This is a genomic window from Halomonas sp. M20 (assembly GCF_020622265.1).
Lineage (GTDB): Bacteria > Pseudomonadota > Gammaproteobacteria > Pseudomonadales > Halomonadaceae > Modicisalibacter.
On sequence record NZ_JACNMQ010000003.1, the window covers coordinates 100,545 to 113,429 of the forward strand.

Consider the following 12,885-nt stretch of genomic DNA (forward strand, 5'->3'; position numbering starts at 1 on the left):
TCTATTCGCCCACCCACCAATATCCTTTGTGGCTGGCGTCGTCATCCAAGCAGGTCGCTACATGCTGCATGACATTTTCGATCTGCCGATCAAAACCCCAGGGAGGGTTGAGCAGCAATAGTCCGCTGCCATACATGCCGTGTTCCTTTTGGGGAGAGTGTAATCTCAATTCGCTGCACCAAAGCTTGCGTAGCCCTGCCTGCTTAACCCCATCAAGCAGGCTCTGGTGCCTGCCAGCCGGCAGCAGCGGGTACCATATCACTACCATGGCATGTCGCGCCTTGCGTGCCACGAAGGCTAGCGTCTCGACTACCTCCGCGTATTCTTGCTTGCGCTCATAGCTGGGATCGATCAATACACAAAGTCTTGGCGTGATCACTGGCAGCATACGTTGCAGGCCAAGTAGGCCATCACCATGATGACGGTATACATTGTGGGGCAGTGGCTGTGCTTCGAGGTGCTGCTGCTCCCCTGGATGAAGCTCGAATAAATGCAGCTTATCTCCCTGACGTAACCCGTGGGCTAGCCACCAAGGGGAGCCAGGATAGTGCGTCAATTTCCTGCTTTTGGCGCCTTGCGCCCTGGACAGCTCGCTTAGCCATTCCCCTATAAGACTTTCATCATTGCCCTTGTTGCCAATCAGTGAAGTGCGTTCTCGCCAAAGTGGCAAAACTCCGTTTTCGTGCTCCTTGAGTTTTTGCGACTCGGGATCTGCCAAGGGATAAAAGCCGCGTCCTGCATGAGTATCTATATACGTAACCGATGATTTTTTACGTAACAAACTGCGCTGCAGGGCAAATACGGTCAAATGCTTGTGAACGTCTGCAAAATTGCCGGCATGATAAGCGTGTTGATAGGAAAGCATGGAATATTTCCCTAAATGAAAAGCCCGCCGCAATAGACGACGGGCTTAGCTTTATACTGGCTCGTGGCAAGTAGCCACGGATGCATCACTGCTGATTAGGCACCAAGGTGATTTCGACACGGCGATTCTGGGCTCGCCCTTGTTCATTTGCATTACTGGCGATGGGCTGATTTTCACCATAACCAACGATGTTGAGACGCTGATTCGCAACCCCTCCCTGAGTCAGATAACTGCCAACTGCTTGAGCACGACGTTGAGAAAGACGTTGATTGTAGTCCTCGGCACCACTGCTATCGGTATGACCTGCCACGGTAATACGGGTTTCCGGGTACTCACGCATTACTGCAGAGGCATCATTGAGCGCCTGACGCGCCGAAGAAGTGAGTTCGCTGGAATCGAAACCGAAGGTAACACTGTTGGGCATGTTGAGAACGATGTTGTTCCCCTGTCGGTCGACATCGATTCCGGTACCTTGCAGTCGATCCCGTAATTGCGCTTCCTGGCGATCCATATAGTAGCCAATCCCGCCTCCAGCAGCAGCGCCTGCCGCGGCACCGATCAAGGCACGATCGCGTCGACTGGAGCTTCCATCACCACTCAAGGCACCTGCTACTGCACCCACGGCAGCGCCAATGCCCGCGCCAGTGGTCGATTTGGCACGCTGGGTCTCACCGCTATGAGGATTGGTCGTGGTGCACCCGGTAACTGCAATGGCAGCCGCCAGGGGCAACGCCAGCCAGAATTGCTTAGCCATTTCTTATAGAACTCCTTTGCATTCGTTAACAGCAAATCATCTTCATGTGTGTCTTCCGCCATCGCTTATCAAGACGAGAAGATCGTTCAAGAATAGCAGACCTTGGGGTGAGGCCTGTAGGTAAAAAGAATCCTCCATAACCAATCCTTTTTCACGAGCCACCACTAGTTTTTCCTCGAGTTCATTCAAGGGGCGGCCGCTTGTTCGGAGCCATTCGTCAAAGGAGACACCCTCCACCAAGCGTAAGGCGTTCATCGCGAACTCAAGAGGTAAAGCAGCAGTATCAATACGCTGACTACCGGCCAAGAACCCCCTGGGATCATGTTGGCGTCGTAGATACGCGTCGGGCTGACGGCTTTTCCAGTAGCGCTCGACCACCAGTTCGCCGTCCTCCGACCAACGGCTCAACTTGCCATGAGCGCCTGCACCAATACCGATATAGTCACCAAACTGCCAGTAATTGAGGTTGTGCCGAGAGCGCCGACCAGAACGCGCATAGGCAGATATTTCATAGCGTTTCAGACCCGCTCCTTCAAGCCGAGCGTGACCTGCATCCTGGATATCCCAGAGAGTCTCGTCTTCCGGCAAGGCAGGCGGGTGGGAGTAAAATTCGGTATTAGGCTCCAGCGTCAACTGATACCAGGAAAGATGCTCGGGGTTTAGTGACAATGCCTGTTCGATGTCATCAAGCGCTAGAGCCACATCCTGCTGAGGCAGGCCATGCATCAAATCCAGGTTCAGATTGTCGAAGCCTGCACGCCGGGCGCTAGTAACGGCATGGTGAGCCTGTTCGCCGTCATGAATGCGGCCAAGGGTCTTCAACTGCGCGGGCTGAAAACTTTGTATTCCGATCGACAGGCGGTTGATGCCGTTTTCTCGATAACCTGCAAAGCGTCCTTGTTCCAGGGTACCTGGATTGGCTTCAAGGGTGACCTCGCAATCCACTGCAAGCTCAAGATGCTGGTTTATTCCCCGAAGCAGCGCCTGGTAGAAATCAGGCGACATCAGGCTGGGAGTGCCGCCGCCAATAAATACACTGACCAATTTACGCGAACCTACCCGCCGCACTTCCTGCTCAAGATCCGATAGCAGGGCATTCAGATAGGCCTGTTCGGGCAATTGCTGAGTAGCGCCAACGCCATGGGAGTTGAAATCACAATAAGGGCATTTACGCACGCACCATGGGACGTGCACATAAAGTGCAAGCGGGGGTAGCTCCAGCATCAACGCAACTGCTCGATGAGCATTTGCAGGGCGCGTCCACGATGACTCAAGCGATTCTTTTCCTGTGCACTGAGTTCGGCAACGCTCATGGCCTTTTCGGGAATCCAGAACAAGGAATCATACCCAAAGCCACCTTCCCCTCTCGGCCGAGCAAGTATCTCGCCTTCCCAACTGGCCTGTACGACAAGAGGAACCGGGTCATCGACGCTACGTAACAGTGTCAATACACACCAGTAACGTGCCGTTCGCTGCCCCTCGGGGAGCTGAACCATCGCCTCAAGCAGCTTGCGATTATTATCCCCGTCAGAACTGCCTTCACCTGCGTAGCGCGCAGAAAAAACTCCCGGGGCGCCCTGCAAGGCATCGACTTCTAGTCCCGAATCATCGGCTAACGCAGGTAATCCGCTGACACGGCAAGCTTCCCTTGCCTTGAGCAGTGCATTTTCGACGAATGTTGATCCTGTCTCTTCGACATCAATCGACGCGAATTGTGTTTGCGGGCACAGCGTGATGCCTAAGGGTTTGAATAGTGCGTTGAATTCCTTAAATTTTCCTGAATTATTGCTGGCCAATACTATTGTCTGACTGACGCTCACTAAGGCGACTCCCAAGGATGCTAATTCATTTTAAATACTCAGCGCTTGTCAGAATAGTTACCTAGAAAAAGGGCATGACGCCAGCTCATTTCAGCAATTGAGGCAAAAATTGAAAAAAGTATTAGAAAACTAATCGAAAAAAAACTAAATCTTACTAGATAAAAATTACTACAAGCCTGTTTTTATTAGAGGGAGTAAACCTTCTCATAACATCACAATTACAAGATAAAGTATAACATCTTGTTTTGTAAAAATTTTTACAAAAATGAATAAAAATTTATTTTTAATATCTAAAAAGAATAGATGTATTTTGTAACTTAACTTTACAAACTAGTAGAAAAGGGTAACCTTATCTCAACCTGGGCAATCTGGGTGAGAGCACACGAACGCCCTACGACATAAGACCATACTTCTGGAGCAGGACCATGGAACATGAGAACTCATTAATCCTTCTAGTAACTGACTGTAACCCACAGTCTCAGCTCTTCATGGATTACATCGCTGAGCAGCTTGACTGTCAGATCACTGCAGTCAGCCCCCACGACTCAGTCGACAACCTAGAAAACGATAGTATTCTGGTACTACTCGATGCGGATCACGTCGATGAGAGCAGTATGCAACAGTGGCATGGCCGTGCCTCAGAGCGTCAGTCCATGATTCTTGCTGCTTTCAATCTACGCGATGAAGATCATGCGGCGGACGTGCTCGCATCACTTCATTTACAGGGCGTATTTTATCGTCGCGATAGCCTGCAGCTGATCTGCAAGGGTATTGGCGCGTTACTCGAAGGCGATTTGTGGATGTCGCGTTCGCTGATGACCCGGTTGATTGAGTTCTACCGCCGGCAGCAGCTCAATGCTTATCGGCCAGTCTGTGGGCTTACTCACCGCGAACTCGAAATTATCGGTCTGCTGGGCTCTGGGGCATCCAACACCGAGATTGCCGACAAGCTGTTCGTTAGCGAACATACGGTGAAGTCGCACCTTTACAATATCTTTCGCAAGATCAAGGTACACAACCGTATTCAGGCCATGAACTGGGCACGTCAAAATCTAGGTGCTCCGCCTCCTACTCATCAGAAATCTTCAAGACGCTGAGCCAGGCCGTGTTCTCGAAAAGGGGTGTATCACAGGTGTGCTGCTGATGTTGTCCAGAGCAATTCTTGGCAACATCGGCGCCTGTTTTTGATGCTGTCGATTCCTAAACGAATACGGACGCATCAGTTTTCGTAAACTGTTGGGGCAAATGCGAACATGATTCAAGCAGCATGTTCATTACGCTGTTTCTGGTGTTGTAAACATGTATCGGTTACGCCTCTCCATGATGGCGTTTTCTATCAGCAGCAGCTTCTCTAGAACAAGCCCCCCAATTTCATTGAATACATTTTTCTCTTTTAAGTGGGTAAATCGGTTTTTACTGAATTTTATTAGCCTGATCAACCACTTATCGAGATTTAAATTATTATCTAAGCATTCTTAAAAAAGAACAACGAACAGTATTAATTATCATTCCCATCTAATCCTGTGTTTCTACATGATAGTAGTTAAGTCTTTATTATTAATATAAAAAACTAGATTTAACATATGTTATTAAATGTATATTCCAAAAATGTCTAACCAGCTTTCAGTTCCAGCTTTACAGTTTAGAGAAAAAGAACAATCTTGTGATAATAAATAACCATCAAGAATCCTGTTTCTAGCACAAACAGGCTGATCAGTTTTGATAAAAAATTCTGGATATAAGTATGCAAGATTGATGCAAACAAAAAATAGAACATAAAAAATACAGCATAAGAAACCAATCAACATATAAAAAATAAAAATCAATCTATTCAGTGAGGTCATCAATGGATACATCTAAAGCTCTACTGATTGTTGATAGACCACCACTTGATGCTAGAAGGATATCTCATGAAATGAGGGCTTGTGGCTGGGTGGTTCATCATGTGGACGATTTACACCAGGTTTTAGCGCTTGCAAAATACACTCTTCCTGCTGTTGGCCTGCTTTATTTTTCGTTAGAAAACCTTCCTAAAACCATTGATATCGAGAATATCATCGCGGGTGATCATAGAAAGTGGATCGCATTGATCGATCAGGAACCTCATGAAAACACTATCCTGAGTCGACTATTAGAAAACCTTTTCTTCGCTTATCATGTCTTGCCCATTGAGCAACAACAACTCGACTTTCTTCTTAAGCATGCGCTTAGCATGGTATGCCTAGGTGCAAGAAATACGTTTGACGACACATGCAATAAAAAACATCATGATCATGAAATTATCGGGTCTTCGCCAACCATCAATAAGCTTTATAGAATTATCGATAAAGTGGCCGATGTCGATGCATCTATCTACATCAGCGGGGAATCCGGTACAGGCAAAGAATTGGCAGCTCGCGCTATCCATGAGAGATCTACACGAGCCAAGAATCCATTCGTCGCCGTCAATTGCGGAGCCATTCCGAGTAATTTAGTTCAATCGGAGCTCTTCGGCTATGAGAAGGGTGCTTTCACAGGTGCCGGGCATCGAAAAATGGGGCGTATCGAAGCTGCGGCGGAAGGGACTCTATTTCTAGATGAAATAGGTGACCTACCCACTGAAATACAGGTCAACCTTTTACGCTTTATTGAGGATAAGAAGGTTCAGCGTATTGGTAGCCTTGATGAGGTATCTGTCAATGTTCGTATACTTTGTGCAACACATAGCAATCTTGAAAATGCTGTAAAGAATGGGAATTTTCGAGAGGATTTATATCATCGCCTCAATGTCATCCGAATCGACATGCCGCCTCTACGCGAACGAGTCGATGATATCGAGTTACTGGCAAACTATTTCTTCGACAAGTTCCTGGACAGGAAATCAATGACAGTTCGAGCCTTCAGTCACAATGCACTCATCTTGCTAAGACAATATCACTGGCCGGGCAATATACGTGAGCTTATCAATCGTATTCGCCGTGCCATGATACTTTGCGAAAACCGATTGATCAGGCCCATCGATCTTGGTTTGGAACGACGCCACTATTTTCGCCATTCGTTGTCTCTTGAAAAAGCTCGTAATATTGCAGAACACGATGTAATACAGGCGGCGTTGGCACGTAACAAGAGTAATATTCAGCTTACTGCTAAAGATCTTGGTGTTTCTCGAGTAACGCTTTACCGCTTGATCGACAAGCATGGTATCCACCATCGCAGTTGTAATAAAGAGTTAATTCAGCCTATGAGTGTCGCAAAATAATAGCCTTACAATTTAAGCGATAGTATAAGGATCGAAGAACATGAAAAAAATTCGCCTAAGAACCGCTATCTTCATTATTACAACAACATTGGTTACTGACACCGTCTTGGCGCAACAGGAAACCAGTCAGCAGGCACCAGTAGGGCAAGCACCGCCGGCAACACCCACCACACCGCCGGAAGTACGCGGGGTGCCCTCGGACATAGGCGGTGTACTGACACCCAAAGGCCGGCTGGTTCTGGAACCAGCGTTGCAATATTCCCATTCCAGCGTGAATCGAGTGACGTTCCGTGGCATCGAGATTCTCAGCACCTTGCTGATTGGAGTCTTCGATATCGAGGATGCGGATCGTGATACCTGGACCGCGTCGGTGACTGGCCGGCTGGGTATCACCGATCGTCTCGAGTTCGAGATGAAGGTCCCTTATGTCTATCGGGACGACACCCTCAATGCGGCAGTTGCCGACGGTGAAGGCACCAATATTGTTCGTGGTATTTCCAGTGATGGGCTAGGAGACATCGAGCTGGCGACTCACTATCAGATCAATGATGGACGCGATGGCTGGCCTTATTTCATCGGCAATTTGCGCTACAAGACAGTGACCGGTGAAGGACCCTTCGATGTCTCGCGGGATGCCGACGGTATCGAACAGGAGCTGGCGACGGGATCGGGATTTCACTCCATCGAGCCGAGTCTGACCATACTTTATCCTTCCGAGCCGGCGGTATTCTTTGCCAACGTAGGCTATCTATTCAACCTGAAGGATGATGTCGATGAACGTGTCGGTCCTGTCGATGTTGGCGAAGTCGATCCTGGCGACGCACTCCGTTTAAGTTTTGGCATGGCCTATTCGATCAATGAAAGGGCCGCTTTTACCCTGGGTTTCAAGAACGATTTCATCGACGAGACGGAAACCGAGCTTCTCGATGTCACTACCGGGGCGTCTTCACGCCAGGAGTCCAGTACTCTCAACGTGGGCGCCTTGCTGTTGGGCTGGTCCTATCAGGTCAATCGGGACACTGCCCTCAATCTCGCTCTGGAACTCGGAGTAACGGAGGACGCTCCGGATACCTTGCTGACACTCCGTGTTCCGTTCGGTATGAACGCTTTTTAACCGATAACGGAATGGAAGGGGGGCCGAGCGGAGAGATCGCCGACAGCGACTCTCCGTTATCTAGGTGGGGCTAATAGTTCAGGGAATTGACAATCCTTGAGCGCACCTGAGCTGCGCGAAGGGCGTCCATGTTGTGGACATCCAGTCGGATATCAAGCTGCTGGCGGATATCACGCCCCGAGGCGTTACTGATGACTGCACTCATTATCGCGTCCTGGGTAAGGTTATGCAGTGCCGCGGAGAAACCCTTGGGGTCCTGCACCACCCATCCGGATAGATTCTTCAACCCTGGCACACTGACGCTCTCAGGGGTTGTCTCGATGATAGACTTGCCGGTGGCGGGGCCCACCTGGGTGATCTCTCGCCGATCGGTCGCTCCACGAAGGTGTCTAGTGTTTTCGAGAGTCTGCGAAACGATATTCTCTCCGGCGCGGGTGATGTTCATCACGGTTTCCAAACGGATATCATCGATCATCGTGCGAAGCGTCGCGCCGAAACTCATATCGATCCCCCCAGCGGTGAAACCGCCGCGCAGATCCTCCAACGCGGTCTCTTCGATGATTTCAGCGTCGGCAAAGAGCGGACCGACTATCCTGGTCATGGCAGGTCTGGCCACGACCGGGCTGGCGGCTTCATAAAGCAGGCGATTCCCTTGGTTATCCCCCAAGCCCAAATCGGCCACTGCGCCCAATGAACTCGATGCAAAGAACCCTGCCATCACGAAGGCTCCGCAGACGATCGGTCCAGAACATCTTCTTGTTATGTTCATGACCTTGCTCCGTAATAGAATTATTTCGTCAATTCGTTGGTGGCAGGTAACGTCAACAACATGGTACTTACCCCCGCCCGACTAATGCCTTGCTTCAGCGGAGAATCGGGCCGAACACGCCAATCCTGCTCACTGTTGAAATTTTGCCTGGCCAACTCAACGTCCGCACGAGCACCCAGTACCACCCCATTCCACATCGCCTCGAAGCGGGCTTTTTCGACGACGACGGTACCTACCGCCGGATCGCCGACCAAGATCTCATCCTCGTCGGTGCCTTTGATGACCACAAAATGCTTGTAGCCTTGGGTATTGATCAAGGTGATGGCGGGCACGCCTATCTTGATGAAGTCATCCAGTGCGATCCTGAAGCCATCGGCATTCAATCCTCGATAATCCAGATAGCGCTTCATATCCAGCATGGAGAACCCCTGGGCCTGGATCTTGTCTTTCTCGCCTTCCTGATACATGGTCTTGAACACCTCGACTTCCGTGGTCTCTTGGCCATAGTGATAGGTCAGCAGTGTCGCCACCGCCGCCGAACCACAGCTGAAGTCATATTGCTGCCTGATGACGTTGTCCCAGCGCATTTCCTTGAGACTCTTGGCTTCGACATTGAAGCTACCGAAGGGTCCGGCGACCGAGACTGCTCCTGCCTGGGCATCGTCAGGCTCCATCGCCCAGACAAACATCATGAGAACCGCCATGAACGAAATAGAAGGTTGTCGCATAATCGCCTCTTCTAGCACGAACACCATGCTCGGCAAACGTAGCGTCATCTATCGCAATGCTATTCCGCGAGATAGATACTGATGCCTACGGCACTGGTGACGGCATTGTTATGCCCCGTCATGATATTGAAGAGTCCTACACCATCGAAGCTGTCCAGGGCATGGGATTCGATGGTGATGGGGCCCGATATCACGCTTCCCGCATTGACCGAGTTGCCGCTAGCGGTTGCCTTTAGATCCTGCAAGCTTTGCACGTTGATGAGATTGATGTTTTCGCGTCCGCGCAATTGCGCCAACTCGTCGCTACCGAGTCCATCCAGTGTGTTGAAGGGGCTGGCACGCAGCGAGGAGTTATCGTCGGTTTCGGCGACGGCCCTTTCCAGCGCGAAAAGCATAGGAAGCGCCCACGTCACGACGAGGACAAGACGCCACATTCGGTGCTGCAATCCAGTAGATACGGCCATGGCGATGTACTCCTAAACATGCCCGAAAGTGCCGGCGAACGCTGTGTTCGCCGGCTCCGGTTAGAATGACCGGTCAGGTTAGTTACCGATAGTCAACCCGCTGTGGGCGGCGATGTTGGTCGCTGCCAATTGCGAGTTATAGAGACCGGTTGACAGGTTCATGTTGGCAACGCCACCGAAGGCGCCCACCGACATGTTGGCTTGGCCGGTATAGAGCGTACCGCCGGCACCATCGCCGCCGTCCGCACCGTCCCCGCCATTGCCGGCATTGGCCGTTGCATTGCCACCGACACCATTGCCCGCACCACCATCACCACCCTCGCCGTAGGAGTAGCCGCCATCACCGGATTCGGCATAGCCACCGTCACCCCCATAGCCGCCGTCACCGCCATAGCCACCATCACCACCATAGCCACCATCACCGCCATCACCGCCCTCGCCATAGCCAGCGTCACCGCCATACCTCTTAGAGTTGCCTCCTTCACCATAACCACCATCACCGCCATAGCCACCATTACCGCCATAGCCACCATCGCCTCCATAGCCTCCATCACCGCCATTACCGCCATAGGCATAGGAGTCGCCACCATCGCCACCCTCACCATTGCCACCATTGCCGCCATATCCCACGCCCAAAGAAGCAGCATTCGCACTGCCGCCGGAGGCACCGTTACCGCCTTTAGCGCCAGCACCGGCATAGACATAGACGCTGGCACCCGACACGCTAGAGTTCAGCTGCTGGTGAGCAACAACACTCACGGTGGAATTATGGGAATTACTCATGGCCCAGGCGTCACCACCATTGCCGGTGCTACCGCCGTAACCACCCCTGCCGCCGTAACCGCCCATGCCATTGCCGGTGCCGCGCCCCTCAGCATCACCCGAAGTGGCTTCGCTGTAGAAGTCGTTACGATCGCTATGATCATCGGCACGTCCATAGGTCTTGGAGTAGGCGTCGCTATACCCTTTGCCATACCCCTTGCCGTAACCATCACCCCCATAACCACCGTTACCGCCGGTGGAATAACCACTGTTGCCCCCGGTGGCGGTGGCATCCGCGTTGGCGGTAGATACGGCTAGCGCCAAGGCTAATACCGAGAATCCACTTATTACGTACTTATTCATGATGTTTCTCCACGGATTTGTCATGCACGACTGTTGTGTTCCATTGATCCGAGCCGATACTCGAGATGTATCGTGATTCCTAGGGTTTTACTCGCGATCATCAAGAGACCAGCATTATCTATGCCAACAAAATGTTACAAACAATAAGTTATTGAAAAATAGGAGTATTTAAAACCTAACAAAGAACGAAACGAGCATTACGTAGAAAGAAGAAGGGAAGAGGGAGAAAAGGCGTGAGATATTTGTTTCGTGAAACTTACACTTTTTCTTAAAAAAGATGTTTGAGGCATTTTTCTGCATGTAGAACAATTAATATGCCGATGTACTAAAGTGAAATACTTTTGTTACTACCTTGAATCTCCAAAGAGGTACCGATGAAATTCTGGAGAATTACAGGGGATTTCCAAGTTGAGACAAGTCAATGCTTCTTCACACCATCACTCTAGCCGGAGATGCTCCTGTATCAGTTCCACCAATCTCAGATTGGCGTCTTTGGCAGTAGTATCCAGATGAATCAGATGCCGTCGTTCGTCGTCACCGAAAGGTTCGAACTCGGTGAGTTGGCGTTCGAGTACCGCTTGGCCCGCTTCGGAAGGATCCCCTCCGCGTCGGGCACGCTTTTCGATACGCCGCTCAAGCGTTGCCTTGTCCGCCTCGAAACTGATCAACAGTACCGGAAGCCCACGGCCTTCCGCCTGGTGACGTAACAGTTCGCGCTGTTCCCGCTTTAGACAGGTGGCATCGATGCATACCGGACGCCCGGCCTCGAGCAGTACACCCGTCAAACGCGCCAGCTGTGCATAAGTTCGATCGGTGGCCTCGGCGGTATAGATGTCCACGTCCTGCTTGTCAGTATCCGCCTCAGGCTCGAAACCGAATAACCGTTTACGCTCTACATCCGAGCGCAAGCGCACATTACCCAGCCGACGCACCACTTCTGCGGTGAAGCGACTCTTGCCACTACCGGAGACGCCAACACCAATCAGCAGATAGGGGAAATCGAACTCGGCATAGCGAGCCGCCAGTTCGATATACTGCCGATAGGAAGCCATGATGGCAGGTCGATCGGAAGGATGCAGTTCAGGTTGGTGATAGCGCAGTATCGCCACCTTGGCACGTACCAAGGCACGATAGAATTTGTAGAAGGGCAATAACCGAGTTAAGCCATGATCTCCAGAGAGTTCGAGATAGCGATTGAGAGCATGATGAGCGAAACTTTCTTCGCCTCGCGCTTCAAGATCCATGAGCAAAAAGGCGAGATCGCCACCCACGTCGTTCCAACGCAGTTCATCGTTGAACTCGATGCCATCAAACATCAGAGCGCGCCCTTGATGTTGTACGGCATTGCCCAGGTGCACATCGCCATGGGTCTCACGCACATGGCCTTCTTGCCGGCGATGTTGAATCTCATCGGCAAGACGCTCGAGGGCTTCCTGGCTCCAGGTGTGTAAAAACGCCAGACGCTGACGATCCTGTTCATCCTCCAGACACGGCGCGATCAATGCGAATTCCCGCTCGAGAATACGCGTGAGAGACGCAGGCGTACCGAATTCGCTTTGTTGCGGAACGCACTCTGCCTGCTCGTGGAAAACGACCAACTGATCGATCAAATCGTCGAGTAGCTCTAGGGAAAGTTCACCGCTTGCTTGCAAGGTGCTGAACAGGTGTCGGTTGCTGAATTGACGCATCTTCACCGCATACTCGAAGGGTGCCGAGGCATCGTTGACGCGGGGCGATTCGGGAGTGCCGGAAATCGGCACCGCCTCGAGGTACAACGACGGTGCCAGGCGCCGATTGAGACGCACTTCCTGTTCACAGAAATGCTGGCGCTTGTCCAGGCTGGAAAAGTCCAGAAAGCTGCCAAATGCCAGCGGCTTCTTGAGCTTGTAGGCAAACTCGCCGGTCAGAACGATCCAGGAAATATGCGTCTCGAGAATTTCGATGGACGCTACCGGATGGTCGTAGCAGTCAGCATCGTAGAGTGCATTGATCAGGGCCTGACTCACAG

12 protein-coding genes are annotated in these 12,885 nt (G+C 51.2%); 3 read left to right on the plus strand and 9 right to left on the minus strand.

Translation table 11 applies throughout. The features are described from left to right. Position 1 precedes the first annotated feature (1 nt). The 4 genes from H7850_RS09355 to rdgB form a co-directional block, all read right to left on the minus strand. Positions 2-865, minus strand: coding sequence for a 23S rRNA (adenine(2030)-N(6))-methyltransferase RlmJ (locus tag H7850_RS09355; RefSeq protein ID WP_227369270.1), 864 nt, complete (start codon positions 863-865; stop codon positions 2-4). An 85-nt stretch (positions 866-950) separates the two neighbouring features. Further along, positions 951-1,619 (minus strand): OmpA family protein, encoded by a 669-nt coding sequence (locus H7850_RS09360; RefSeq protein ID WP_227369271.1) that lies wholly within the window; start codon positions 1,617-1,619, stop codon positions 951-953. A 42-nt stretch (positions 1,620-1,661) separates the two neighbouring features. Further along, positions 1,662-2,843 carry a radical SAM family heme chaperone HemW gene (gene hemW, locus H7850_RS09365; protein WP_227369272.1) on the minus strand — a complete coding sequence of 394 codons (1,182 nt, stop codon included), beginning with the start codon at positions 2,841-2,843 and terminating at the stop codon, positions 1,662-1,664. Next, positions 2,843-3,439, minus strand: coding sequence for an RdgB/HAM1 family non-canonical purine NTP pyrophosphatase (rdgB, locus tag H7850_RS09370; protein ID WP_227369273.1), 597 nt, complete (start codon positions 3,437-3,439; stop codon positions 2,843-2,845). The genes hemW and rdgB overlap by 1 nt, the downstream gene beginning before the upstream one ends. A 425-nt stretch (positions 3,440-3,864) precedes the next feature. Between rdgB and H7850_RS09375 the strand changes: the two genes are divergently transcribed. The 3 genes from H7850_RS09375 to H7850_RS09385 all read left to right on the plus strand — a co-directional run bounded on the left by H7850_RS09375 (position 3,865) and on the right by H7850_RS09385 (position 7,791). Further along, positions 3,865-4,536 carry a LuxR C-terminal-related transcriptional regulator gene (locus H7850_RS09375; protein ID WP_227369274.1) on the plus strand — a complete coding sequence of 224 codons (672 nt, stop codon included), beginning with the start codon at positions 3,865-3,867 and terminating at the stop codon, positions 4,534-4,536. A 749-nt stretch (positions 4,537-5,285) separates the two neighbouring features. Continuing rightward, positions 5,286-6,677 (plus strand): sigma-54 dependent transcriptional regulator, encoded by a 1,392-nt coding sequence (locus tag H7850_RS09380; protein WP_227369275.1) that lies wholly within the window; start codon positions 5,286-5,288, stop codon positions 6,675-6,677. A gap of 40 nt (positions 6,678-6,717) precedes the next feature. Continuing rightward, a complete protein-coding gene (locus H7850_RS09385; protein ID WP_227369276.1) occupies positions 6,718-7,791 on the plus strand; it encodes a transporter in 1,074 nt (357 codons plus the stop codon). 70 nt (positions 7,792-7,861) lie between these two features. Here the strand turns inward: H7850_RS09385 and H7850_RS09390 are convergent, their stop codons facing one another. From H7850_RS09390 to H7850_RS09410, 5 genes are all read right to left on the minus strand, one after another. Continuing rightward, the gene (locus tag H7850_RS09390; protein ID WP_227369277.1) at positions 7,862-8,509 is read right to left on the minus strand and encodes a hypothetical protein; all 648 of its coding nucleotides are present in this window, start codon (positions 8,507-8,509) and stop codon (positions 7,862-7,864) included. Positions 8,510-8,580: 71 nt separating this feature from the next. Further along, complete coding sequence (locus H7850_RS09395; protein ID WP_227369278.1) at positions 8,581-9,252, minus strand: C39 family peptidase; 672 nt, start codon at positions 9,250-9,252, stop codon at positions 8,581-8,583. A gap of 95 nt (positions 9,253-9,347) precedes the next feature. Then, the gene (locus tag H7850_RS09400) at positions 9,348-9,752 is read right to left on the minus strand and encodes a hypothetical protein (protein ID WP_227369279.1); all 405 of its coding nucleotides are present in this window, start codon (positions 9,750-9,752) and stop codon (positions 9,348-9,350) included. Positions 9,753-9,830: 78 nt separating this feature from the next. After that, positions 9,831-10,877 carry a hypothetical protein gene (locus H7850_RS09405; protein WP_227369647.1) on the minus strand — a complete coding sequence of 349 codons (1,047 nt, stop codon included), beginning with the start codon at positions 10,875-10,877 and terminating at the stop codon, positions 9,831-9,833. 437 nt (positions 10,878-11,314) lie between these two features. Continuing rightward, on the minus strand, positions 11,315-12,883 hold the full coding sequence (locus H7850_RS09410; RefSeq protein WP_227369280.1) for an AAA family ATPase: 1,569 nt from the start codon (positions 12,881-12,883) through the stop codon (positions 11,315-11,317). Positions 12,884-12,885 lie beyond the last annotated feature (2 nt).

What these genes read in the sequence shown, in the direction of transcription:
- hemW (WP_227369272.1), bottom strand. Translation starts at nt 2,843, where the DNA reads ATGCTGGAGCTACCCCCGCTTGCACTTTATGTGCACGTCCCATGGTGC.
- H7850_RS09395 (WP_227369278.1), bottom strand. Translation starts at nt 9,252, where the DNA reads ATGATGTTTGTCTGGGCGATGGAGCCTGACGATGCCCAGGCAGGAGCA.
- H7850_RS09405 (WP_227369647.1), bottom strand. Translation starts at nt 10,877, where the DNA reads ATGAATAAGTACGTAATAAGTGGATTCTCGGTATTAGCCTTGGCGCTA.
- H7850_RS09385 (WP_227369276.1), top strand. Translation starts at nt 6,718, where the DNA reads ATGAAAAAAATTCGCCTAAGAACCGCTATCTTCATTATTACAACAACA.
- H7850_RS09375 (WP_227369274.1), top strand. Translation starts at nt 3,865, where the DNA reads ATGGAACATGAGAACTCATTAATCCTTCTAGTAACTGACTGTAACCCA.
- H7850_RS09355 (WP_227369270.1), bottom strand. Translation starts at nt 865, where the DNA reads ATGCTTTCCTATCAACACGCTTATCATGCCGGCAATTTTGCAGACGTT.
- H7850_RS09380 (WP_227369275.1), top strand. Translation starts at nt 5,286, where the DNA reads ATGGATACATCTAAAGCTCTACTGATTGTTGATAGACCACCACTTGAT.
- H7850_RS09390 (WP_227369277.1), bottom strand. Translation starts at nt 8,509, where the DNA reads ATGGCAGGGTTCTTTGCATCGAGTTCATTGGGCGCAGTGGCCGATTTG.
- H7850_RS09400 (WP_227369279.1), bottom strand. Translation starts at nt 9,752, where the DNA reads ATGGCCGTATCTACTGGATTGCAGCACCGAATGTGGCGTCTTGTCCTC.
- H7850_RS09360 (WP_227369271.1), bottom strand. Translation starts at nt 1,619, where the DNA reads ATGGCTAAGCAATTCTGGCTGGCGTTGCCCCTGGCGGCTGCCATTGCA.